The organism is Vibrio sp. Vb1980 (assembly GCF_033338615.1).
GTDB classification, from domain to species: domain Bacteria; phylum Pseudomonadota; class Gammaproteobacteria; order Enterobacterales; family Vibrionaceae; genus Vibrio; species Vibrio alginolyticus.
In genome coordinates, this window is record NZ_JAWOSZ010000015.1 from 1 (window position 1) to 23,473 (window position 23,473).

General features: G+C 46.0%; 28 protein-coding genes and 1 pseudogene. 1 reads left to right on the plus strand and 28 read right to left on the minus strand.

The features are described from left to right. Nucleotides 1-345 precede the first annotated feature (345 nt). The 6 genes and pseudogenes from R7F64_RS18805 to R7F64_RS18830 all read right to left on the minus strand — a co-directional run bounded on the left by R7F64_RS18805 (nt 346) and on the right by R7F64_RS18830 (nt 5,654). Nucleotides 346-1,368, minus strand: coding sequence for an IS110 family transposase (locus R7F64_RS18805; RefSeq protein WP_102552417.1), 1,023 nt, complete (start codon nt 1,366-1,368; stop codon nt 346-348). Nucleotides 1,369-1,458: 90 nt separating this feature from the next. Then, nucleotides 1,459-1,740 (minus strand): annotated as a pseudogene (locus R7F64_RS18810) (recombinase family protein); the annotation flags it as partial. A 235-nt stretch (nt 1,741-1,975) separates the two neighbouring features. Continuing rightward, nucleotides 1,976-2,620 carry a hypothetical protein gene (locus R7F64_RS18815; RefSeq protein WP_239354750.1) on the minus strand — a complete coding sequence of 215 codons (645 nt, stop codon included), beginning with the start codon at nt 2,618-2,620 and terminating at the stop codon, nt 1,976-1,978. 131 nt (nt 2,621-2,751) lie between these two features. Further along, nucleotides 2,752-3,585 carry an abortive infection family protein gene (locus R7F64_RS18820; protein ID WP_041157137.1) on the minus strand — a complete coding sequence of 278 codons (834 nt, stop codon included), beginning with the start codon at nt 3,583-3,585 and terminating at the stop codon, nt 2,752-2,754. A gap of 158 nt (nt 3,586-3,743) precedes the next feature. Beyond that, a complete protein-coding gene (locus tag R7F64_RS18825) occupies nt 3,744-4,352 on the minus strand; it encodes a hypothetical protein (RefSeq protein ID WP_041157136.1) in 609 nt (202 codons plus the stop codon). A gap of 402 nt (nt 4,353-4,754) precedes the next feature. Next, on the minus strand, nt 4,755-5,654 hold the full coding sequence (locus R7F64_RS18830; protein WP_140203481.1) for an HNH endonuclease: 900 nt from the start codon (nt 5,652-5,654) through the stop codon (nt 4,755-4,757). 470 nt (nt 5,655-6,124) lie between these two features. Here R7F64_RS18830 and R7F64_RS18835 point away from each other — a divergent pair, with 470 nt between their 5' ends. Next, nucleotides 6,125-7,456: a Fic family protein gene (locus R7F64_RS18835; protein WP_213963514.1), complete on the plus strand. Its 1,332-nt coding sequence runs from the start codon at nt 6,125-6,127 to the stop codon at nt 7,454-7,456. Between the two features lie 65 nt (nt 7,457-7,521). Here R7F64_RS18835 and R7F64_RS18840 read toward each other — a convergent pair whose 3' ends face one another. The 22 genes from R7F64_RS18840 to R7F64_RS18945 all read right to left on the minus strand — a co-directional run bounded on the left by R7F64_RS18840 (nt 7,522) and on the right by R7F64_RS18945 (nt 23,396). Beyond that, complete coding sequence (locus R7F64_RS18840) at nt 7,522-8,019, minus strand: baseplate protein (protein ID WP_169629044.1); 498 nt, start codon at nt 8,017-8,019, stop codon at nt 7,522-7,524. Nucleotides 8,020-8,032: 13 nt separating this feature from the next. After that, entirely contained in the window at nt 8,033-8,641 is a 609-nt protein-coding gene (locus R7F64_RS18845; protein WP_318071978.1) for a hypothetical protein, read from the minus strand. A gap of 9 nt (nt 8,642-8,650) precedes the next feature. Further along, a complete protein-coding gene (locus tag R7F64_RS18850; protein ID WP_213986457.1) occupies nt 8,651-9,319 on the minus strand; it encodes a hypothetical protein in 669 nt (222 codons plus the stop codon). Between the two features lie 21 nt (nt 9,320-9,340). Continuing rightward, nucleotides 9,341-10,915 (minus strand): hypothetical protein, encoded by a 1,575-nt coding sequence (locus tag R7F64_RS18855; RefSeq protein WP_318071979.1) that lies wholly within the window; start codon nt 10,913-10,915, stop codon nt 9,341-9,343. After that, complete coding sequence (locus tag R7F64_RS18860) at nt 10,908-11,339, minus strand: DNA-directed RNA polymerase subunit alpha C-terminal domain-containing protein (RefSeq protein WP_042522739.1); 432 nt, start codon at nt 11,337-11,339, stop codon at nt 10,908-10,910. Before R7F64_RS18860 ends, R7F64_RS18855 begins: the two co-directional genes overlap by 8 nt. Before the next feature lie 46 nt (nt 11,340-11,385). Beyond that, nucleotides 11,386-13,035, minus strand: a complete 1,650-nt coding sequence (locus tag R7F64_RS18865; RefSeq protein WP_213986455.1) for a hypothetical protein — start codon at nt 13,033-13,035, stop codon at nt 11,386-11,388. Between the two features lie 282 nt (nt 13,036-13,317). After that, complete coding sequence (locus tag R7F64_RS18870) at nt 13,318-13,668, minus strand: hypothetical protein (protein WP_213986454.1); 351 nt, start codon at nt 13,666-13,668, stop codon at nt 13,318-13,320. Further along, a complete protein-coding gene (locus R7F64_RS18875; RefSeq protein ID WP_213986453.1) occupies nt 13,668-14,219 on the minus strand; it encodes an N-acetylmuramoyl-L-alanine amidase in 552 nt (183 codons plus the stop codon). The genes R7F64_RS18870 and R7F64_RS18875 overlap by 1 nt, the downstream gene beginning before the upstream one ends. Before the next feature lie 256 nt (nt 14,220-14,475). Next, on the minus strand, nt 14,476-14,865 hold the full coding sequence (locus R7F64_RS18880) for a hypothetical protein (protein ID WP_258500618.1): 390 nt from the start codon (nt 14,863-14,865) through the stop codon (nt 14,476-14,478). A gap of 1 nt (nt 14,866) precedes the next feature. Then, a complete protein-coding gene (locus tag R7F64_RS18885; protein ID WP_318071980.1) occupies nt 14,867-15,631 on the minus strand; it encodes a hypothetical protein in 765 nt (254 codons plus the stop codon). 9 nt (nt 15,632-15,640) lie between these two features. After that, entirely contained in the window at nt 15,641-15,925 is a 285-nt protein-coding gene (locus R7F64_RS18890; RefSeq protein WP_140084749.1) for a PAAR domain-containing protein, read from the minus strand. A 6-nt stretch (nt 15,926-15,931) separates the two neighbouring features. Then, nucleotides 15,932-16,702 carry a hypothetical protein gene (locus tag R7F64_RS18895; protein WP_024703862.1) on the minus strand — a complete coding sequence of 257 codons (771 nt, stop codon included), beginning with the start codon at nt 16,700-16,702 and terminating at the stop codon, nt 15,932-15,934. Further along, nucleotides 16,699-17,676 (minus strand): hypothetical protein, encoded by a 978-nt coding sequence (locus R7F64_RS18900; RefSeq protein WP_318071981.1) that lies wholly within the window; start codon nt 17,674-17,676, stop codon nt 16,699-16,701. The genes R7F64_RS18895 and R7F64_RS18900 overlap by 4 nt, the downstream gene beginning before the upstream one ends. Continuing rightward, the gene (locus tag R7F64_RS18905) at nt 17,669-18,430 is read right to left on the minus strand and encodes a hypothetical protein (RefSeq protein ID WP_213986448.1); all 762 of its coding nucleotides are present in this window, start codon (nt 18,428-18,430) and stop codon (nt 17,669-17,671) included. Before R7F64_RS18905 ends, R7F64_RS18900 begins: the two co-directional genes overlap by 8 nt. Before the next feature lie 2 nt (nt 18,431-18,432). Beyond that, on the minus strand, nt 18,433-18,972 hold the full coding sequence (locus tag R7F64_RS18910) for a hypothetical protein (RefSeq protein ID WP_069497720.1): 540 nt from the start codon (nt 18,970-18,972) through the stop codon (nt 18,433-18,435). Between the two features lie 228 nt (nt 18,973-19,200). Beyond that, nucleotides 19,201-19,518: a CcdB family protein gene (locus R7F64_RS18915; protein ID WP_169629034.1), complete on the minus strand. Its 318-nt coding sequence runs from the start codon at nt 19,516-19,518 to the stop codon at nt 19,201-19,203. Continuing rightward, on the minus strand, nt 19,518-19,763 hold the full coding sequence (locus R7F64_RS18920) for a type II toxin-antitoxin system CcdA family antitoxin (protein WP_017420672.1): 246 nt from the start codon (nt 19,761-19,763) through the stop codon (nt 19,518-19,520). The genes R7F64_RS18915 and R7F64_RS18920 overlap by 1 nt, the downstream gene beginning before the upstream one ends. Before the next feature lie 143 nt (nt 19,764-19,906). Further along, complete coding sequence (locus tag R7F64_RS18925; protein WP_213986447.1) at nt 19,907-20,533, minus strand: hypothetical protein; 627 nt, start codon at nt 20,531-20,533, stop codon at nt 19,907-19,909. Further along, a complete protein-coding gene (locus R7F64_RS18930; RefSeq protein ID WP_213986446.1) occupies nt 20,530-21,681 on the minus strand; it encodes a phage tail protein in 1,152 nt (383 codons plus the stop codon). The genes R7F64_RS18925 and R7F64_RS18930 overlap by 4 nt, the downstream gene beginning before the upstream one ends. Nucleotides 21,682-21,684: 3 nt before the next feature. Then, entirely contained in the window at nt 21,685-22,008 is a 324-nt protein-coding gene (locus R7F64_RS18935) for a hypothetical protein (RefSeq protein WP_074518809.1), read from the minus strand. Beyond that, entirely contained in the window at nt 22,001-22,633 is a 633-nt protein-coding gene (locus R7F64_RS18940) for a hypothetical protein (protein ID WP_213986445.1), read from the minus strand. The genes R7F64_RS18935 and R7F64_RS18940 overlap by 8 nt, the downstream gene beginning before the upstream one ends. Before the next feature lie 97 nt (nt 22,634-22,730). Next, nucleotides 22,731-23,396: a Ref family recombination enhancement nuclease gene (locus R7F64_RS18945; protein ID WP_213986444.1), complete on the minus strand. Its 666-nt coding sequence runs from the start codon at nt 23,394-23,396 to the stop codon at nt 22,731-22,733. Between the last annotated feature and the right edge of the window lie 77 nt (nt 23,397-23,473).

Consider the following 23,473-nt stretch of genomic DNA (forward strand, 5'->3'; position numbering starts at 1 on the left):
AGTTAGTAGCTTGTTTATCGGTAAGGTGGCGCAACTGTTCCCACAACTCTTCAATCAGTGCGTTTGCTTCGTTAAGGGGTCTGAAGCCCAATGGAACGAAAACGTACTATAAGGACTTCCTCCCGATGTCAATGGGTGCTCTGAACGCAATCACAATGAAGATTAAGATGCAGTACTATAAGCGGTCATACTGGAATATTCTGTTCCGGACCAAAATGAAAGACGCTCGCAAGAACCTCATACGCTAATCGGATATTTAACATCCTAACGTTTTCTCAGGCACCTCTTGCGGGGTCTTAACCCTTATCATATTTGCGTTGTCATCATTGGTGGTAAGAGATTTATTTAGGTTGAATAACAATTTTCGAATGATTCACCATAGTGAAGTATTGCCCAACAGTGTCGTGCATTTTTTGCAGCTAAAGCAATAGCGGCTCGCCAGTAACCACGGCGATCTTTGACATCACAGACCCACTTACTGAGCGGATCGTCTTTTCGTCCGGCGCTAGCCATCATTGAACGCGCCCCCTGCACAAGCAGACTACGAATATAGTTGTCACCAGCTTTAGTAATTCGCCCTAATTTTGGTTTCCCTCCGCTGCTGTATTGAGAAGGCGTTAAACCCAACCAGGCCGCCAATTGACGGCCATTACGAAACTCTTTTCCGTCAGAGATCGCTGATACTAGAGCACTGGCTGTCATAGGTCCAACCCCCTTTAGTTGCATCAATAGTCGGCATCGTTCATCTTGCTCTGCCGTCTCTTTAATCAGTCGGTCGAACTTTAAAAGCCTGCGCTCAATGTTGTCTATATGAAGAAATAATTCATCCATGCAAGTTGCGGCTAAGGTTGGAAGGTGAACCTTCATGCTCTCGAACTCGTTACGCAATCGCTCCGGTGATAAAGGAGCAATCACACCAAACTCAGCGAGCAAACCACGAATGCGGTTGCATACTGCCGTCCTTTCTTCATTTAGGCCCTGCCTAGCTCGGTGCAAACATTGAATCGATTGCTGCTCTTCTGACTTGATGCTAACAAATCGCATATGAGGACGTTGAACTGCTTCACAGATAGCTTGAGCATCAGCAGCATCATTTTTCCCTGCTTTGCCAGACAGTCGATAAGGAGAGACAAACTTAGGAGCGATGAGGCGAACTTCGTGGCCGACATTTTTGAATAATCGGGCCCAAAAATGAGCGCTGCTACATGCTTCCATTCCAATCAGACACGGTGGCATATTGGCTACCGTTTCTAACAGCTTGGCCCGACTTACTTTGGGTTTGCATAAAATGGTATTGCCTTTGTGGTCAACACCATGCAATGCGAACACATTTTTTGCTAGGTCGATACCTAATACAGTCACAGCCATGTTGTTATCTCCGTATGAAATGGTGAATTTATCATCTCAGAACTAACGGCTGAGTGATAGGGAGGAAGTCCATTCCATACGCTAAGCTTCTTACCCCGCTGAACGCTCACTTGCCAACTTTTTAGCAACCCGTATTACTGTACGACCTGAAACATTGGTAAGTTTGGCGGTATCACTGATACTCAGCTTGTTGACTACTCGTAGCTGATAGATTTTTTCGTGTAGTTCTGAATCGGCTTGCCGCCCTCTGTATTTCCCTTCCTCTTTGGCTTTCTTAATTCCTTCAGCCTGACGGCGGCGGCGATCTTGGTAATCTTTTCTCGCGATAGCAGCTAGCATATCCATCATCATGCTATTTATAGATTTGATCATGGGGTTTTGCGCCCATTTCAGCGAAAAGTCCAATGTGAGCCCTCAGCCTTTTATTTATAAGGGCTGAGGGCTACGGCATATTTTCTTTCTTAGCCCTATAAAATACGAACATATGACAAAATCGCTTGGTGTTCACAAGATTTCTGAACCATTTTTGAGAAGGTTTTGGACAGAAGCAATTTAGAGTATGGGTTTTAACGTGCGAAATTTGGATTAGAAAAAGTATCTTGAAACCTTAAACGTTTGTATGGGTTTGTACTATCTCACTATGTATAAGCCGATTGTAAGTAACCTCATAAGCACTAGTATAATAATCAATTATTGACTGATCGCCGCCTTGTTTCTGATATAAGTCGATATACCGAAACAGCCCGTTGGACGCATTTAGAGCTTGTAACCATATTTCATTATCTTGAAACAAAGAACCATCGGGTTGGCGTCGTAACTTGGGACTCTCTTTAAGTACTGACAAGTGATATTCCCAGTCTAGTGAATCACTTTTTAAAAGAGTGCTTAATGGAAGTTCTTTCAACCCTGCATACTCTCCTCCCATATCGTACGTCCAATGCCATGGCTCATCACAAGTTACAACCATCTCATACAAACCTTTAAGATCTTTCTCATAAGCTCGAATAGCGATTAGCGTCTCAGAGCTAATTTGTTGATTTTTAACAAATTTTAAATTCTCTAGACCTGCACGAAACGCCAAAAACGCAAACAAAGGACCAAGAACGCCGCCAATATAACTACCAAAGCTTCCCCAGTCACTCTGCTCATTTGAGAGACCTGAGTGAAACTTTATAAAAAAAGCACCTAGACTTATACCTGTAATAAAAACAGCAACAATAGTTGCTATATTATCTCGAATTAGATTATTCAAATTATTCCCCAAAAACCTAGCCGCATTAAGGTGAGCAACGCTACCGCCAAACCTAAACCATTGCACCTTAAACACATAAGCTGAATCAAACCCAAAATGCCACGCGTTGCGAATCACTCTTAAACAGTTTGTTAGCTCGCTGACTTACGTTTTTCGTCCCAAGTTTCAAGCACAAACATCGCTATTGTATGCGCAGAGTTAATTGCCAAACGAGCATGACGAGGTTTTAATTTATACATAATTCGACCCTCACCGTGCGCTGAACTGGCATGTGTGCGAAATGCTCCAATACCGTCAACAATTGACAGAATGCCTGATAACACTCTTTTTAAGTCATCATCTTGAAGTAATTTAGGATCGAAACCTAAATCACCACGCACAACTTTCCAAACGTTTTGTAGATCTTGCTTTTGAGGTTGTGCTAATTGCTCATCAGCAATATAGACCTTAAATATGGATTCCAAAATGTTGCAAGCTGCTGACACGGATTCTCTAGGCTCAGAGTTTACATTTGCTAGCGCTCTTGTAAATTCAGCTTCAATTGAGGGAATGTCTCTACCTTTAATTAAGTCAGACAAGGAGCGACTTGGAGCTGAACTACCATCAGATACAATACCGCCATTAATGTAAGTTAGATTGCACTGCGCAAGAATTGACTCAAGCTTTTCTTTGAATTCCTTTTTATGATTTGTAACGTTAGTTCCCCACAGGAAGACCTCTTCCTCTTCTTGCTTTGGTAACTCCATATACGTTTCAATCAACTTACCAAGGACTTTTAGTGGTTCGCCTGATTCTTTGTTAATTCGTCTTAGCCACGCTTGAACTTTAACGGGTTTAGAACCTTCAGGCGGTTCACCTGGAGCATCAGCATATAAGAAAAGGTTATCGAGACTTGCATGAGTTTCGAGTGCAGATAAATTGTCTGATAAAACCGCTATTACGGGCGCGGGAATGTCTTTTCTCATATTGCCTCTTAATTAAAAATTGATGATTGTGAGCTAACTCTCTGTTAAGGGGTGAGCAACGCAATGCTAAAGCCGCCGCACACCACCTTAATCACTTAAACCAACGCATAGTAAAAATGCCACGCGTTGCGAATCCCTCTCGAACAGTTGGTTAAAGGTCACTTTTCCACGTATTGCTTAGACTCTTCACAAATCCAGCTATAGTGTTCTGGATTACTACTATAGCGGTAGTTATCGAGATAAAACTTTAACCTTTCAACTTTACCTAACTTATCCCTGTCAATGGCTGAAATAACTAAACCTCTTGAGATATTGTACTGTTTTTCATCTAACTTCTTAACATGAGATAGCGTTTGTGAAACTACGCCAAATGACTCAATCATCCGAGAGTTGTTTCTGTAAAACTCCGAACATGATAAGTACACATTTTCACCTCTCAAATAGGATTGATATGCTTGATCTTCTACTTCCGTGAGATGCTTTTCATTTGCGAGGGAGCTAATTAAATTATCTAACGATATTTTATGCTCGGATATTACTCTATCCAGCTTTGACTGCTTGCTTGACTCAATCACCTGCAAACCTAGAAACAGTATTGAAACAAGAGTAAATATAGGAGTTAGAATCCCACTGATATACGTACCAAAATTCGCAAAGTCTTGTGTTGTTGCATATTGATATAAATCATGAAATTTGAAAAAGTACGGAGCAATAGTAAGAATCACCGTTATCAGTAAAATGACTATCAACGTTCTAAGATGTTTCATTTATTCTCCTGACCTTTAACAGTGTCTTTTTAACAGACATTGTCTTCATAAAATACAGACGTCATAGCAGCAACATGCTGTTCTATAGGTCTTATTCTTCCTTCCACTCAAAAATTGCTGAACATGTCTGTATAATTATAAGTGCTCAACTAGACTCATAATCTGCCATTAGGATAAATAGGTCAATAACTGACTTAAGAACGTGGTCAGGAATCTTGAGCTAAGCAGTTTTGGGGCAGGAGTTAGTTAGATCAATATATCTGTATCAATATATCTGTATCAATATATCTGTATCGTGCGATGACGTCCTGGCAAATCCACCTAACTGCAATCACCGCGACGAATCACGTAGGGCTCTTTAATTAGAATACTTAAACTCCAAATGATCGAGATAGTGATAGTTTAGCGAGTCTGTGAGATCTTGAAGTTGAACTCGTTGTTATGCACTTCTAAATACTTTTCGAATCGGTCACGATGCTGTTCACTGATCTCTTCAGAACAAAGCTCCTCACCACCTTGAATTCCCAAACCTTTTAACAGTGAAGTATCAAGGTTGGGTGATAACTTAGATATGTACTTCGAGCCCTTCTTTGTGAAGGTTAGCAGGTGCGCGTCAAAGAGTTTATCAATATGAGCACAGAGTAGAATACCATTTGCCCCATCAATCCTCTGCTCATCACTTTCGCATTTAGACCAAGGCACTATATGAGATGCAATTAATATCTCGCGCACCGGTGTAAGGGTTAACGCACAGCTCTCACCATTACCCCAAACGTTGATGACGTTTTGTCTAAATTGCCCTTGTCCAACACGAGAAAGTACTAAGCTTTCGCGCTCAGTCTTATTTGTAGTAGTACCGAATATACCATCGATGTCTTGTGCTACGTTGGGTAAAGGCATTTTAGAGTGCTTTGCTTTATGGTTACCAACCGCATAGTAATCACCGCCAACAATATCTAGAGACATGTCAGAGACTTCTTCAATATACTCTTTTATCTTGGCGCTGCCTGTATCTGCGTAACCGTCGTTATCTTCATCCCATATTATTGGGAATGTTCTTAATGAATAACCTTCATTCTCTACTAGTTTTATATACTCAAGAGCTTCGCCAAATGCATTAACCCTACGCCCTTCGTTATTGAACTCCCAGGCCATTGAAAAAATCAACGCTCTGTTTCCGTTTGTATTGACATCCCACGCACCAAAATATACTTCCTTTTTTTCGTGATTCACAAAGGCCCAGCCATACCGAGCGTTGCGATTAGTTGCGCCGTAGGATTCCATAAATTTTTTTCGTGACATTATCTACCTTACTTAGTAGTTAGTTTTTATTTGTGTAAATATAAATGTTTGATTAGGTTAATAGGCGCTAGTTCTTAACTTTTGACCAGCATTACTTTTTGCATATAAAAGTTAACAGAAAATCTATGCTCATACTTTGGTTCATCACTTGTTTCGGTGACAAGGCGTTGTTGCCGAGGTCAGCCCCAACACGTTTTGGGGCACTTATAAGTGTTACGAAGTGAATTTGAGAGTGACTTCCTGAAAAGCCAACTATTCGAAAGGTTTTGAACTTTACTGTCTACCGACAGTTGTTGATCACTGGCATAAAATATTGATCGATTGGGATGGAAGTTAAGGGGACAACTGTATTATTGAAAGTATTCAGTAAAGCATTACACCCCTTGCAACTCCTAGGTAGATAAGCGATTGACTCCCACTGCCTGTGTGCAATACTAGATATATTAAACATTTTAAAAAAGTTTCACGGTATGAGCAAAAAGATAGCGGGAGTCAGCATCCCACCAGAATTACCAGCCGATTTCAGTAAAGTTGCCTCTCTAATTCGCAAACTAGATCCAATTAAATACGGATTTGATAGCAGCGGTAATTACTTGCATTGGAACGACTTTCAGTACCGTTCAAAAGAGTTTAAAGGCGATCAAAAGGGTTACGCTTGGCATGCCCTAAAAATTAGACGTGGCCTTAACGACATTTCGCTTGTTGATGAAAACGGCAATCCGTTCCAACTTAGCGCCGCCAGTCTCGATGCGAAGCTATTCCACATCGACAAACAGCTCAAACTAGAAGATTTACCGCTATCTGCGCAAGATAAAAAGGCACACCTAGTGAAAAGCGTGAAGATGGAAGAAGCCATTAGCAGCGCCCAATTGGAAGGAGCGGCCACAACGCGCAAAGTGGCCAAGGAAATGCTTGAAACGGAACGTGAGCCTAAAGATGACTCCGAACGGATGATTATCAATAACTGGCGTTTGATCATGATGGCCGATGAACTTAAGGATGTAGAGCTCACACCAGAATTGATTGGCGGGTTTAATGGCATCGCCACCGATGGAGTGTTAGAGAATGAGCACGTTGCTGGCCAATACAGAACGGATGCAGTCATGGTTAGAGACGTGGCCACTGGCGATATTATTCATGAAGCGCCAGAACATGAGCACGTTTTGAAGCTCATCGAGCAACTATGTGACTTCGCCAACACCGACCATACCACCAGCCCCAATTTTATTAACCCAATCGTTAAGGCTTGTATTCTGCACTTCATGATTGGCTACATTCACCCATTTATGGACGGCAACGGGAGAACGGCTAGGGCGCTTTTCTACTGGTTCATCCTTAAGCATGGCTATGAGAACTTTAAGTACGTCTCGATCTCTGCGCCACTTAAGAGCGCGCCAACCAAGTACGTTAGAAGTTACGTTTACACCGAAACGGACGACAACGACTTAACGCACTTTGTGGACTACCAGCTAACGGTCATCATCAATGCGATTGAGCGCTTTAACGAGTACATCAAATCTAAGATTGAAGATACGAGAGAGGTGCGCGAGCTGCTAGACGACTCCAAGCTTAAGGGCGTATTGAAACTGCCACACATTGTGATTCTGGCCAAGGGATTAGAAACAGCCGGACGTGTCTTTTCAGTTAAGGAAATTCAGTCTGATTTTGACGTGTCTCATACCGCTGCGCGCAAGTATCTTGAAAGGCTGGTGGAGCTGAAGTTATTGTTCAAATCAAAGGATGGCAACGAGAATACCTACATTGCACCAGCCGACTTGAAACAGAGACTAACCAAAGCTTAAGAGCATCAAAAAAGCCGCCAAACTGGCGGCCTTTTTGTAGGGAATAGAATAGGACAGGTTGGCGATTAGAAATCTACCCAGTTGTATTGCAGTGTGATAGCTGGCTTAACAAGTGCTGCTGTATCTTCTGTTGATAGGTCGATCACGTCTGAGCGCACTTTTACGTGCTCTAAGCGGAATCGATGCGACTTAGCGCCCTTACCTTTAGTCGATTCTGGCGTAGACTCGATAACGACCGTGACCATTTTCTTTTCACGAACGATCTCACGTAGCATATCTAGCACTGTACCAGTGATAGTTTCTACACACGTCACCGCGATTTCGCCTTTGTTCTCAAGCGCACCATTTTGGATGTAGCCCAAGCCCATTTGACCAAAATCTTCTACGTCTGCACGTCCCATTGCAGGAAACTGAGTTGAACGAACCAAAACGCTGATATTTGGGTATTCTTCGATTTTCATCTCGAACTCTGTACCCATCATCTTTTCGCCAGCTTGGACGTTCTTAGTGAATTTCTGTTTCAAGAAATTCATATCGCCTTTTGCGTTAAATGCTCCGGCCATAATTACACCTATTCTATTGGAAGTGGTTAGGAATCTGTGACTGATTAATCATTTGCTTAGGAGCGGCGGTAATAGTTACCGTGTTGTAAGCGAAATTCCCGTCTCGCGTCTTAGGTGCGTTAATGTCATAACTCACCTCGCTAATTCGCATAGGTAGATTGAGCGCTTTGCCAATCTTGAATCGCGCATCACTTGGAACACGGCCACCAAGGCCATCGGAACTGACTGGAACAGTATTTTGCAGCTCGGGACTTATCATCTGAGCCAGGTATTTAATGGGATCATTAACCTCTGATTTGGCATTGGTGAACGCGACAAATTTCAGCGTTGCTGTGATTTCTGGCGGTTCGTTTCCTTGCCAAACTTGCTGACTGTTCCATAGTGTTTTACTCGTCTTATCCGACACGGTTTGCGCGACTGAGGACGTTTTATCTAGGGCATTGATGTTACCCACGGAATCGCCCTCAAACGGCGCTTCCCATATCGCTCTAAAGGCAAGCTGACACTCATTAGTCATGTAACCAATGACCGTAACCTCTTGACCGCCTATGACTTGTGTAATGGCGCATTTATTGTGGATAGACACGCCATCATCATTAGGTACGCCGACAATTACAGCCATTGCTTACCCTTACTTGTCCATACCGCGAGAATCGCGCATGCGGTTAGACTTTTTGCGAGCTGCTTTAGCCGCTGAGCTGTGAGCTTTCGCGCGCGCTTTCTTAAGTGCTGCTTTTTGTGCTGCACTCATACGGCGCTTACGGCGATTCGTTTTGATGTAAGTTACCTTGCCATCACGGATCACTTTCTTAAGCGCTTCAAGCATCATGGATTCACGAACGGCGAACTCTGCAATCGCTTCGTCTGAGTCCACGTTGTCTAGGCCACGCTCTAGGGATTCAAAGATGCGATCTGCTGCTTCTGGATCTTCCAGTGCTTCTAGCATGTCGCCCTCTTTTGGCTGGCCAACTTGAGCAATGAACTCGCTAGCCGCTTCTTGTAGCGATTCGTATAGTGCTGCTTGGCCATCGGTTAGCTCGGTATCGTCATCGCCACCAGCCATGCCAAATAGCATTGCGTCTAGGTTGTCGATTGAGCTGTCACCACCGTTAACCCACTGAACACAAGCCGCTGCTGCGTCTTGGCGAGCCATGATGTTTGATGCACGGTTGATTGACTCAAGAAGTTGGTCTTCTGTTACAGACTCAAAAAATGCAGTTTCAGTTTGTTCCTGCTCGGCCACTTGTGGCATCACAAATGGGCGAGCAAGAACAGAACCCTCAGAAAACATTGATTTCATTCTATTCTTGCTCTTTGTTGATTAACGGATTAGTACAGGTTCACCAAGGATTCGACGCGCTGAGCCAGTTGGACAGAACGACCAAGTGACTTTCCAGTAGTCGATTTCGACTTGCTTAACTTCCAACGTCCAAGCGTTCTCGCCGTCTTGTGCTGGATTACGAGGTGTCACTAGCGCACCAACGGCTTCATAGCCTTCAAGGATGCTGGCCATACCGTCAGTTAGACCCTCAAGCGTTGCACCGTCAGGTTGGTGTTTTAGGCGATTACCTAGTGCGTAGAAGTCGCGTGAGATAGCGTCAGCAATAGACACGACTTGCTCAAAACGTAGGTAATTTTCAGCCGCAGATGACGTTAGAGAGTCATCAATGAACAGGTTGCCGTTTTCGTCTGTGCCTAGTTTGTTTAGACGTGCCTTGTACATTTCTTGGTAGTTAGGCTCGCCAGCACCTTGGATTGGTTTTAGGCCAGTACGTTGGATAACAGCACGTTCAACACCTGCTGGTGTGTAGTGCCAACCGCCGACCGGAGAGGTCTTAGCAACGCCAAGCGCTTTAGCTGCAAAGCCGATACCCGAGCCGCCCCATACCGCCATGTTGCCGTAGAAACGACACTTAGCTTGGTAAGGGATATGCACGAATGAAGCGCGATGGTTGTTGAAGTTCAGACCTTTTTTGAACTCCAATGCCGCTTCGTGCGTTAGGCGAGGAGCAACATCGAAGTAGCCAGAAATGCGTTTGTCTTTACAGATTTGCGCAAGGTCAGTGATTACCGCAGTGTCGTAGCAGCCCAAACCACAAACGTAGTTAAAGCTGTAAACGGTAGTGCGTAGTGCTTTCACTGCTTTCTGGTAATCGTCAGCCGTAATGTCGCTAATATTGCCGTTGGTCGCGCCAGTGAATTTGGTTTTCGCAATTGCAGTAACTTCGCGTTTCGCTACTTCTGCATCGATGCGACAAGTTAGGTACTGCGAACGTTCTTCAAGAACAGTCTCGATAAACGCAGCGCTACCCATTTGATCTACTGCTGTAGGCTCTAGGGATACAACCCATTCTTCTAGCACTACAGAGCCACCAGCCGCCTGTTCTTCCTCTAGGGTAAGAGTGAACATGCCAGCGCCGTAAGTCGCTTCGTCTGCTTTCGCAAGCGTGATAGAGCGGTTATCGGATTGCGCACCGTCTTTGATAGCGATCGCTAAAAATTCGCCATCTTCAAGTGACAGGTCAGCCGAGTAGTTGATCGCTTCGTTAGTGATTGTCACTTCGTCTGCTGGTTTGGTTAGCTTGATAGCTGGATAGGTTGCCGTTTTTGGTACGACACGAACCACAAGGCCATTACCGCCGCGCAAGGCTTCATCAAGAACGCGCATGCCGTCAGCCAATTTGCCAAGGCTTGAGTGGTAAGGCTTACCTAGCTTGTCTAGGAAGTTAGCCGCCGTTACCGGAATCACTTCGAACGGCTTACCTTTTTTAGACACAATCACACCGCCAAACACTAGCTGGTTAGAGCCAGTGCCTTGCTTAGTTGTCGAGTCAGCGTTAATTGGCGAAACCGCAACTTGTGAGACGTTATCCATTGAAAATTCAATCTTACTCATTATCTGTCTCTTTCAGCGTTAGATCCTGTGCTGCAAGCTGGTCTACAATTTCTTGCAAACCCGCTTGAGCAATACCTTTCACCGCAATCACGTTGTCTTTCGTCATTTCGGTTAGTTGCTCAACCGTTGTCACACCGTGGTTAATCAGTGCTTTTTCAACGCTTGCACTAAGCTCAAGCGCGGATAGCGCTGTGCCGTTATCGCTGGTGGCTGTGTCTGGTTGCTTTTGAACTTCTGGTAAAACCGTTGGCTCAAGGCGAACCGAAACGAGGCCGTTTGGATAGGCCGCTTCCACTTCGTGTTTGAAGCGGTTCACGTTGAAAACTGAGAGAGGGAAATCTTTGGCCAGTGGCGGCATAACGCGACCCTGTACCGTGATTTCCTTTGGTGTGTGGTTGGTGATTAAAACGATCGTTTCTTTCATCGAATCCCCCAAGAGCGGCAGCCCGTAAGACTGCCGCTTACTTGCCTTATGCCGCTGCTTCTACAGGAGCTTCATCGATAAGTTTCACGCGGTAGAAGTAGTCTTCTCCGTCGAATGGATGGATTTCGCCGTAGGCCAGTTCGTATAGCGTGTTAGACGCTACTAGACCTTTACCGATTGGATGCGTGTACATGGTTGCTGCGATTGCATCACCTGCTACGTAGCCCGCTTCTGAGTGAGAAGAACCGCGACCGTAACAAAGCATGTCGTTCGTACCGATCACTACCGGACACTCGAACACTTTCCACATGCCGAACAACTTGCCTGCGTAGTGGATAGCGTTTTTCTGTTGGTAGTTAGCCGGAGCTACGAAATATGGAGCACCTAGTGACTTAAGGATTGTTGACGCGCCAGTACCAGCAAAGATACCTGTCATGCCAGTTGTGCGAGTCGCTTGTAGGATCTTCGTAGAAACGTTTAGAAGAACTTCGTTTAGACGTTCACGATGTAGACGCCAATCTTCACCAGCCGATACGTAGATATTGAATGTTTCTTCGCGCGTACAAGCAAAGTCCATATCTACTAGGTGGCGAGTCGCTTTTTCCGATGCCAATGTGTTGCGCATGTGGCTCATCTGTAGAGATTTCAGATCTTGGCCAAACTCGCGTTGCATTGTGAACATCGCTTGAATAGTCGCGTCTGCTGCGATTGCGTTTTGACGTGGGCGCAGTATACGAGAGTCCATATCATGGTCGATCGTTGGGATAAGGTCAGGGCGTCTTTCAATGTCTACTTCGAACTCGATGTGCAGAACGGTCCCTGCTGGTAGGGCTGATGTTGGAGTCACGGTAACTTTGCCCTTTGCATGGTCTATCTGACAGTTAATAACCATACCGTTGTGAGTACCTGTCATTATTTGACTACCGTTGCTGTCTAGGTCGCGAGCCACACGTTTATGGTTAATAAATAGGGAAACAGATGTCTTAGTGAATGGGATCTCAAACTTGGTGTGTTTTAGGTCAGTCTTAGAGTCAAACACATGAGTTGTCTTAGTGCCGTCTGGTTGCTGTTCATCGACAAACTTGTAACGCTGACGCATAGACGAGTATTGGCCAACCGTTGCTTGGTCGATTTCAGTCCCCGCTGCGAAGTCACCAAAATTTGAGCCAGTGCGGCGGTAAACTTTGAAGATCTCAACTTCGTTCGCACCTGCTGGGATCATGGTTACAGCGTCAAGTGTTGCTGTCTCAAGGAGAACAGGAAGCACTAGGCCAACCATCTTCGCACGAATTTCAACACCCTCAGATGTTGATAGAGATTGACCGATAGACTCAAGCATCATTGCGCCTGTTGAGCCGTCACGCTTTGCGCCGTCTAGTGTCATCATGTTACGCATAGTTGCGTGAGCAGATGCCATTAGCTCATCGCTAGGTAGGTGGCCGTAAGTATTTTCGTATTCACGCACCGCAGACTGCATGCCTGATACGATGCTAATCGCTGTTTCTTGAGACACTGACTCGAACATAGGCTCATTCGCAATGGCTGACAAAATAGCCGCGCCACGAGAATTGTCGTCAGTTAGAAATATGCCTGTTTGTGAATCGAATTGGGATTCGATACACAGATTGCGCATTGCTTGTGCGCCTAAATGGATCGCCTCAATGCGCTTGTTGAAGTTAGAACGTTTATCTGCCATGTAAATAAACCTTAGTTATTTATTTGGTGCGTTCGGAATGATTAAGCCGCAGGAAAGCGGTAAAAATTCGCTCAATTTCGGATAGTAATTAAGATTTATTGCGAAAAAAATAGGGGTAAAGTTTCGTTTAAATTATTGTTATATAATGAATCTATTTCTTTTTGTGCGCTTTTGTGGGAATGGTAACGACAGGGGATTTCTATGTCGTTGATCGTGTGTTTTTGTTGAGAGAAAAGGGGATAGGAAAGGGCATCTAAAAAAAATTTAAAAAATTTTCAGTTGTTATAGGGTTCCTGCCAAAAAGCCGAACACGTTGCTTAGTAGCTCTTGTGTGTCAGTCTCTATGCTTGGAAGCTCAACCCCATAGAAAACGGCCAAAAAGTCACGAACAATGAGTTGATAAACGACCACCAGCGCGATGCTCCACATCATAGCGGCGCGTCCAGTACGCACCAATGTGTTAGAGCTGGCCGCTTCAAGCTCTGCCAGTTTGTAGGCAAACTCTTTGCGTTCTTCGTCACTGGTAAACACACGATCACCAAACTCGGTCAGTTCGTGGATAATGCCACCTACTTTCTCGCTGGTGGCGCTCTTAAATAGACTACTTGTAAACACTTTTGCTAGTCCCATCATTAGTTGCTCTCTTTAATGTGTTCTGCGAACGCTTCTGCCAGTGCTACGGCTAGCTTTTCGCGCAGTTCCAATCCCTTTTGTAACGACTCGTCGTTAGACAAAAAGAACGGCTCCAAAATCACGGCTGGCATTTTGGTTTTCATCAAGAAACGCCAACCGCGAGTATCAGTACCAGTGTTCGAGATAGGCTTAAGGCCACGATCACGCTGTCCGATAAGTCCAGCCACCGCTTTTTGTAGGCGCTGAGCAAGTGCTTGACTCTTGTCCGACTTATGCCAATGCAATGTCTCTGAGCCTTGAACGTCCTTATTGGCCACGCTGTTACAATGTAACTCGATGGCGTAGTTAGCGCCCGAACCGTTCACGTCATCGATCATGCGTGAGTAGGTATCTCGATACATGATCACTGGAAGAATGTCGCGCTTATGCAGTTCGGCAGCCAATAAGCTGGCTAGGGGATGGTTGTATGTGTATTCATTAATTCCGAATGATTTATTGTATGCGCCACCATCTTTGAAGCTATGACCAACAATAATACAGACTTTTTTCATTTTCGGATTTCCAAACTCAAGTTAACTAACATAGGGTTAGGGATTGACTCTGTTCGGAATAGGAAATATATTATTTAGGTCAGCTCGTTGTCCTAGTCGAGCTGCGGTCATTGACACTGGATGAGTGTTTTAACTTCATTCAACTTTACAAGCCTGTAATTTAGCTTCTGCACTTGCCGCGAACCATCTCACTGTCGCGGCTTTTTTTTGCCTGTCGCATAGAAAAAAACCAGCGCGAACGCTGGCTTTACTTGGATTATGGTCGGTTTTGAACTGGCTCTATCTTGTTTGATTTAAAGTAATCAATAATAGGGCTTACTCGATACGGCTCTACATGGAAGCTGGCCATTACCTGATCGTTGCGCATCAAGTAAAACTGATTTCCGTTGTATCGTACCGCATCAAATATCACGTTCATCCGGCATCCATCGTACATGTACTCGCCATCGACGCTAAGGCTTTTGCGTACCACAAAGGATAGGCGCGCTTTGGTGGATTTAAGCTCGTTTCGAGCTCTAAATAGGTTAATTGCCAGTACGATGATAAGCGACATTAATCCGCATAGTTCATATGCGTTTAAATAAACTGAATAACTCATTTTGTCTTTTTCTAGTGCGAATAGGAAAGGGATTAGCAACAAAAGCATTCTACAGTCTAAATACCTGTTCTGTCGCGTCTTTGATGCTCGTTTTTTTCGTCTGGTTGCTACAAATGGTAAACGAAATCGCCTTAGTGAAGTAGTCCAGCGCTAAAGTACGTTCCTCTTTTGACGCAATGATCATTGCCTCAATCACTTTGCTTGAGCTGGCCACACCACCAGCAAGGGGAGCCATTACCTCATTTAGTGCATCGGCCTTGTTGGCCAGTTCTGGCGGCAAGACTGGCGGCGGTAAGGTTGCACCACCATCTGAGCCACTACCGCCCGTTAGTGGCGCTGGTGGCGTTAACGCACCATTGATTTGCGTCATTAGGGACACGGCTTTATCAACATGGCCAGAAAGACCGTCGATCACTGCCTCAAGCGCTTTCAGTTCTTCCTTGCTGGTAATTGGCAAGATACTCGGAGCGGGTACGTTGTCCTCTGTGCCATCTACCTTGTGTTTGACGTTCACACCAATAGACACTTGTTCGAGGTCGGTTGGGTCGGTGATCAACACTAGGTGCTCATTCCATTGCGTTAACGTGGCCACGGTCGCGCTCACTGAGTCATTTAAGCCCTTAAGCGTTGCGACTAGCTTTGATGCGCCTTGGTAGTCCTCAATATCCTCGCTCACGCAGCCTGATAGCTTCTCTGACAAGCTTTCACACTTCACCTTAAGGGATTTGCCTCGGGTAAGGTTCTCCGCTTCCTTGAGGCCGCCTAAGTCTAAAAACTGGCGAAACTGCTCGATTTGCTCTTGTGTGTCTAACATCAAATTGCCTCAATCAATCGTCATCAAGTCGTTACCGTTCACCAGCGTAGCGCCACACCCAAGGGCATCGCCTACCACGGCGACCGGAACGCCATTAACAGTAAGTTTTGAACTACCAGTAATAACGCCAACGTGCGGCGGGTTATCTGGTTTTACGTGCATGACGGATATATCACCCGTACCTAATACATTGATTCCATTCACGGTCAGTAGTGGCCGACCAGTAACAAAAACACCTGGACTAAAGCCACCATGACCACTATCTACACTCCCTACAATTCCTACGGCTGGCATAGTGCATTACCCTAATGTAAATGGAGCTGCGGCAGCTTTAACAGCGAACTGGCCACCAGCGTCGATATTGACGTTACCACTCGCTTTAATGGTCACTTCATTGCCCTCTAGGTTGGCTTTACCGGACGCTTTAACGGTCGCATTACCACCCGCCTCGATGTTTGCATCGCCTTTCACTTTGATAGTTAGTGCGCCACCGACTTGCTCCAATGTGTTCCCTGTTGAGCTGCGAAACGCATTGCCCTCGACGTGGATAACACATTGGCCATCTGGTGTGATTTCAATGGCCGTGCCGCTTTGGGTATGCGTTACTGAGTAGCCGCCTTGATGCGTGATGAGCTCGCGCAAACCAAATCGCACAAAGAGCGCATCTTTGCGGTCATAGGCTGGTGGCTCGGGTTCACCCTCGGCTCGTTTAGGCTGATAGGCTTCGCCGTTCACCTCGCTTGGTAGGTACGATTCGTAGTTAGGCGCGTAGTAAAGCGATCCGGTAATACGGGGATAACGGGTATCGCCATTGCGAGGAAAATCCACCCAAACCAGATCGCCTTTTTCCACTGGCACGACTTGGCCACAACTCGGTTTTGCACCTAATGGCAGTAGAAACTCGGCAAAGGGGAGATCTTTATCGGGGATAGCATCCCAATAGCCAAGCAAGCGAACGGATACCATGTACAAGCCTTTCGGATGGACAGGATTAACCACCTCGGCCTGATAGCTACCAAACAAGCGGTTAGTGACGTTGGTGCGTGTTCTGTTCTCTGACGAATCACTCATAGATTTCGCACTCCTAACTCGATACGACACTGATACCGGTTCCCACGTTGGCAATGGGCGACACGGTTCATGATTTGTTTCTCTGGCATGGATTCATCCAGCTCGGTAGCGGGTAGCCGTTTATGGAATAGCACTGAGCACACCGAAAGAGGCATAAAGGCGGTATTTCCGGTGAGCTCCACATCCAAAATAGGGATGATGGCCATGTGTTGATTATTCAGCGCCTTGGCTTGTGGAACGCTAACCATAACCATAGCGCCCGAACGTTTACCGCCTTGGAAGCCCTCGACGGTATCCCAAGAGGCATAGTTACGGTTAAGAACGCGCTCAAACAGGGCTTCCTCTCCGATAATGGAGTAGTTCGCAATGCTGTGCTCTGCTTCCTCTGGATTCGACTGTTCCAGCTTGAATTGCTCGCTCATATCCATGTTCTTGAGCGACTTAAAGTGCATAACACCACGGCAGATAAACGCCGCTGAGCCGTAATCTCTGGCCATTGTTCGAATTAGGCGAGACTTAGTGCCACCAGCGTTTAAATGGTACGTAGCGCCACGTTCAAAGCTGTCACATTCGATTTTTAGGTCGGGTAATAGCTCGGCCAGAATGTCTCTAGGCTGCATTTCGACAAAGAATCGAGGCGTTGTGACTGGCTCTTTAAGTAGGTGCGCATCCTTTTGGAACGCTTGAACCGTTAGCATGCCGTCAGCGCTGGTGGACTTGGCCACAATGAATTTTTCAATCCAAACCTGATCGCCTCGCTCGTTCACATCGGCCATCGTGACCTCGATCTCTGAACCGCGCTTAATCCCGTAGTCATCCCGATAAACGGCAGCCTGATCCATGATTTCCATTACCAGCTTATTGCCGTCCATCGAAGCGCACTCAATGTAGGTAAACGAGTGAACGTCCTCGATGGTGATGTCATTTCCGTTGGTGACAACTTTTTGGGCGAGAAAGTATTCTTTTTTACTCAATGACTCGACCTCCCACACCAATCGCGCCCTGACGGACAGTGATCGACTCGGCCTCATAAACCTCTGCAATCACTTCAAAAGAGATTGAGGAAGCAAACAGGCGAGTATTTTCATGGTCTACTTCGGCGGGTTCGGTCATCGCATCTTTACGGTCACGTATCTCGATGCTGATTTCCATTTCAGCACCAGCAAGCATGGTTTTCGCTCTGAATACATGCTTACGCTTGCCCTTGGTATGACGTAGCCAAACCATTAAACCTAGCGCTAGGCGGCTAAGGGTAGACTGGTTCCAAGCTAGGGCATTAATGCGGTAGGTAAGCGCGACAAAGGACTTATTAATCACGGCATAAGGTTGGCCTTGTTCATTGGCCAGTTCGCCATAGTCAGCAATATCGACGTACTCCCCGCCATCAACAAACCCAATCACCGGATCGCGCGTGATGTAGCAAACAGGTAAAAGCTCATTACGGTTTGCTTTCACCTTGTCGCCCAATTTTGCCGTTAACTTAGATAGGAATGACACTGGATCGTTAAAGTTGCCGTAGTAAATCTTTCTCGACTTATCACGGCCAACAAAGCGAGAAAACTCACTGTTCTCTCGCCGTTTAGTGTCAGTCACAACTAAGGAATCAAGCACGTTCTGGAAAAAGGCAGCCACCGCACGATCAATGTCGGTTAGCTCTGTGTGTTCCACCTTGCCATCGAATGTCACTACATCGCATGGGATTTCAAAGAACGCATCGTCCAGTTGCATGATTAGTCCTCCAAATCGTCCAGCTCGTAATACTTACGGCCTTTCACGATAGTGATGCACTTATCGCTTCGGTGTAAGGTCACATCGAACTTGTGGAAGTTGCTCGTTAGGATAGGGAGGTAAGCCGATACTGGCTCATTGCGTTGGTAGCCGTCTCGCGTTTTGCGGCCTTTACCGGATCGGTTGCCCTCATAGATTTGAATGACCGCGCAATCAAAATCAATCTTGGCCATGTCTGCGATCGCTGCATCGAGATCTTTGCACACGTTAAGTACGTTCGCGCATAACATGACGCAAAAACGGCGTTTTGAGCTGTCAATTTCGGCAATATTGTTCACTACGCCTTTCGCTTTCGAGTTCGGGTCATAGTGAGTGACCGTCATGATCTGCTTGTGGTAGTTAGTGAGGTATTCTTCTGTTAGGTCGGGAAACTTACCGCAACCAAAGTTAAGAATGTTGTTCGCGTATGACCAGTTAGGTGCAAGTCTGCTAAGGCGCTTGGCACTGGCTGGCACTTGCTTTCGGCTAGTCTGTAATGTCATGCCCACTCCAAAATTGGAGCGGCGCTTTAAGGATGGGGTTGACTAGGGCTGATTTGAGCGCAAATTATACACCTCGACGCGATTAACCCTAAATAATCAAAATGGCGCATATAAATGTAATGCGCATCAAATACATCTTGTGAACTCTCAAGCCAATTGCGTTGCGTTTGATGTTTAAGGTGCATGCGGCGGCATTCGGTAATGCGTTGCTCACACCTTAACAGGACGTTATATGCCAGTAATCAGAAAGTCGATGGCAGAGATGATCTCGTCTCTAAAAGTGCTTAGATCGTTTACAGGCTCTCTTAGAATTTTGGTTGGTACACTTGCCATTTGATGAGTCAGAATTACGAAGTCACCTTCATCAATATGGATTACCGGACATAGATGACTGGGCGCTTTTTTCTCTAACAACTCAGTAGGCGTTAGCGGAATAACTAATCGAGTGTTCAATGTATCAAGCAGTTCACTTTGAACGTCAACAAAGTATGGATATGCGGTTGAAGTGCTCTTATCGTTGTTTTTGTATAGCAAAAATTGCGGCATTAGAATACTCGGTAAGAATCAGAAAATAGTCCGTGGTTTTCAGTTAGCTCGTTGCAAGCATTAATGGCATCAGCATTTTGCTCTAACCATTCAGCTTTCAGGCGTTGACTCACTTCTTTCTCAAGTGCCTTTTCCATTGTTGCTGAAAGATTAATATTTAAGCGCTTAGCCTCAGCAAGTAACTCACTATTTAAGCTTAAGTTTGTAGCTTTCTTGGGTGCTTGCGTACTATATGCGTTTCTCATAACAGTAACCTATGCGTATTGTGTGTGCGCATAAATTATAGGCACAGTACAAGCATATAACAAGGTGCTTAAGATGGGGTCAAGCCTACTCCAAAATTGGAGCGGCGCTTTAAGGATGGGTTGGAATAGGGCTGATATTAACGTTAAAGCTCGATCACTTCACCGTCTTGTAAGTTTTCTTCCGGTTCTGGTAAGAAATCTTCCTCCTGCTCTGGCTTCGGTTCTGGCTCAATCGAACTATCCGGTAATTCCGGTAAGTTCGCTGGTGGCTGGTTAAAATCACGCATTGGTATGCAGATATAAATCACGCCCACGTTCGCCGTGCCATAGCCAACGGCCTTGTGTACGTACCACCACACGGTTCGTAATCCCTCGGCGGTTTCTTCATCCCATTCCAGTACACTACCGATAGGCACATGGTGCGAAGCAATACGCAGCATTAGCGGCTCTAAGGACTCGCCAAGGTTTTCGTCGCCATCATCCATCATGAAAAAGTTCTCTTGCTCATCTGGACAATCCAACACGGCCACCAGCTCGGGATCGCTATAAGTAAGCGTGTCTTGGTTGGTTTCTAGCTCTAATACTGACTCGCTTTGGTAGTTATCATCCGTTGGTGCCGATTCTGGCTCAACAGGGCGATACAGGGACGCTTCAAAGTGATCAGGTGATAGTTTGATAGCCTTAATCCAATCCTCCCTTAAAACGCGATTAAAGGGCTCATGGCCTTGGTATCGAACCTTTCTTACTACAGGTTTAACTACGTCACTCACTTGATGATTCTCTCTAATCTGCTTGGTGTTACGTTCATCAATTTTGCGAAGTCGGCTAGCGCTTCACCCTTAGTCTTTCCTTGCAGCTTGTAGCCGTCATGGAAGTTCTGGAAGCCGACCTTAATCATATCGATATAACCTTTCTTCTCGTTGGACTCCTTACGCAGTTTGCGCGCTTGGCGCTTGATGGTTTCGCTTTCCCGTTTCTGTTTGGCGATCTGTTTTTCCATTGCTTTCTGAGCGCGTAGGTATTTCGCGTGTTCTCGCGTAGCGGCGGCCTTATCCACCACCGTTTTACGGTTACGTGCGGCAGCTTTCTTCTCGCGTTCGTTGAGCAAGTACGTTTTGTTATCTGAGCCAAAACCAACACGGCGCGCTTGCTGCTTCATTTGGTTGGCCAAGATGCGTTGCCATGCCAGCGATTGCAGCATGGTTGTTGCTTTCAAAACGTGTTTACATGCCACACCGGACAATTCAGGGTTTCGGATTTTCGGGAACGCAAACTCTTTAGGCGGCGCTATGCAGTAGTTACCCATAGTGGCCAAGTATCGATACCAATACTGGTGACGGCCACAGTCGCAATCAAAGGAAATACGGCCAGCACACGCCAGTTGCACCGCTTGGTTGTAATCTCCATTAGGCGGTTCGTGTAGTAGTTCATCCCACTGCTCAAAACGCACCTTTACTCGGTGTTCCTCATGTTTCGATACGCTTGAGGCTCGGACACGAATAAGCGCGATATTGTTCTTAATACCGATTAACGTGGCCTTGTGAATGCCTGTACCGTCATCGACACGGTTGTTTGCACGGTCTACGTCGATTTGACGCGAGTTCTTCACCAAAAAGGCATAGGTGATACCCGCTGTCTTGCTGTCATAGACCTCTTTGTGTCGCTGGCGAGCCTTGTCGAACTTGATCAGGTCTTCTTTGGTAAACCGTTGCCCTTTAGCCTTTTCGCCTAGCGCCTTTAACGCCTTGTTGGTTGGTTTGGTCAGCGTTGAGGCGGTCAGCGTTCGCTTGGCATTGCGGCGGTTTTTCTTTTGCGCCTGTTCAATCTTGTTGAATAGCTGGTTGAACTGCTTTTCATTGAGGCCAAGGCTGGCAAATGAGCCGTTATCCCGTTTTTCCGCTTCAAACTTCTTCGGCATAGGTTACAGCCCCATTTCGTCCATGAATTGACGCATAGAGCGGCGCACCCACGCTGCTGGTGGTAGTTTGATAGTTTGGCCAACGGGTAGCGGATTCATTGGATCGTCTACGTCACAAACCAGACTCACTAGCCAATCAAGCTCAACCGTGCCATAGGCGCGATAAGAGGCCAGATCGGCACGGTAGGTTTCATCAAGTCGAATGGTGTACTCAAACAGCTCGGTATTGCCCGAACGGTTGACGTATTCCATGACGATGGCAAAGAAATGTGCCCGTAGAATATCGTCCTCGATGTTCTCTGCTGAGAGGCGGGATAACTTACTCATTATTACCTCCCATACGATACTTACCGTCTGCGATTAGCCCCGTTTTAGCCTTAAACAGTCCAAACGCGCGCGAGGCCATTTCTGGCTCTTTCTTGGGCTTGCGTAACATGCCAAACAAGCTCTTAAGCGTTACCGTGTCGCTAAGGCTGTCTTGTGTGGCCGCATAGACCACAAACATAAGCGCGTAGGTATCAGGGCGCAGTTCTGACCAGTCGATGTTGTACATTGGCTTGCCATCCGTTCCCCGTACTTCTTCCACGATGGACGGCGACACTTCATAGCGGCCACCAGCATTAGGCGGGTAGGTGATAGAATTTAGGGATGAGAGATAGTTATAGGCTTCCATTGCCGACACAATGATCGGTCTGCCTTTTGCGTCCGGCTCGGATAAGCGAACGGCGCGCCCATACTTCGCAAAATAGGGCGTAACCTCGTCCACCAGCACAATAAAACCGCCTTTTTTGAGCTTTTCTAGCTTCTTAGGCAAGGTAAGTTTGAGGCTCATTAGAGAGCGCTCTAATTGCTGGCATTCGATGATATGGAGTTGGCCATCATCCACACCAGCAAGCATAATCCGTGGCTGGCCGGATGATAGAGTAAGTACAGCTATGCGCTTTCGTGCCATGTTGTGACCTCTAAGCGCGCTTTTTAAGATGGGGAATCTTGGTCAGTTTAACACCATTAACCAAGCTTTTTAGCCTCGTTAATGGTGTTTATATTAATTAATGTTCGGAATGCTTGGGATAAATATTTTCCAGTAGTTCAAGTGACAATCCCGCCAGCTTATAGACCTTAAACAACAGTTCTATCTCTGTACCGTTGTAGATCTTCCATTGCGCTTTACCGCCGTATTTCCCTTTCGCATGGAGCGGTATCATATCTGGATATTGCTCGCGCTTTTCTGCTTCCAGTAGTGTGTCGTGGTGATAACAACACAAGGGTAATACATACGCATGCGCCCGTTCTCCAACACGGCCAAACACATGATGTAAGGAAATCACCGGATTCTCTCGGCCATGCAGCCAACACGCGATACATGGTAAGCGGCCAATGGCATCCATAATGCGCCTTTCCTCTGCCGTTGGCGTTCGGCCTTTCAATCCCTTACTGGCGATCTTTTTGGTTGGTTTCTTCACTACAGGCTTTGCTTTTTGGCGCTCGATGCGCTGTTGCTGTTTGTCACGCTGCTTTTTCTGATATTCGGGATCATTTAAGCGCTCGATTTGGCGCTGGCGCTGACGCTCTTGTTGTTGTAATTGCTTTTTGAAGCGCTTCTCCCGTTCCTCGGGGTCATTCATCTTGGCGATTTGCTTTGCGCGCGCCCGTTCCATTGATTGTTTTTGCTTCTCTCGTCGTCTTTGAAGTTTCTCTGCTATTGTCAAAGCCATTAAAAACACCTACTATTTGTTTGCTCTTGTTTCACATTTGCTGGTGGAACATGAAAAGGCTGGTAACTCGAATTTGC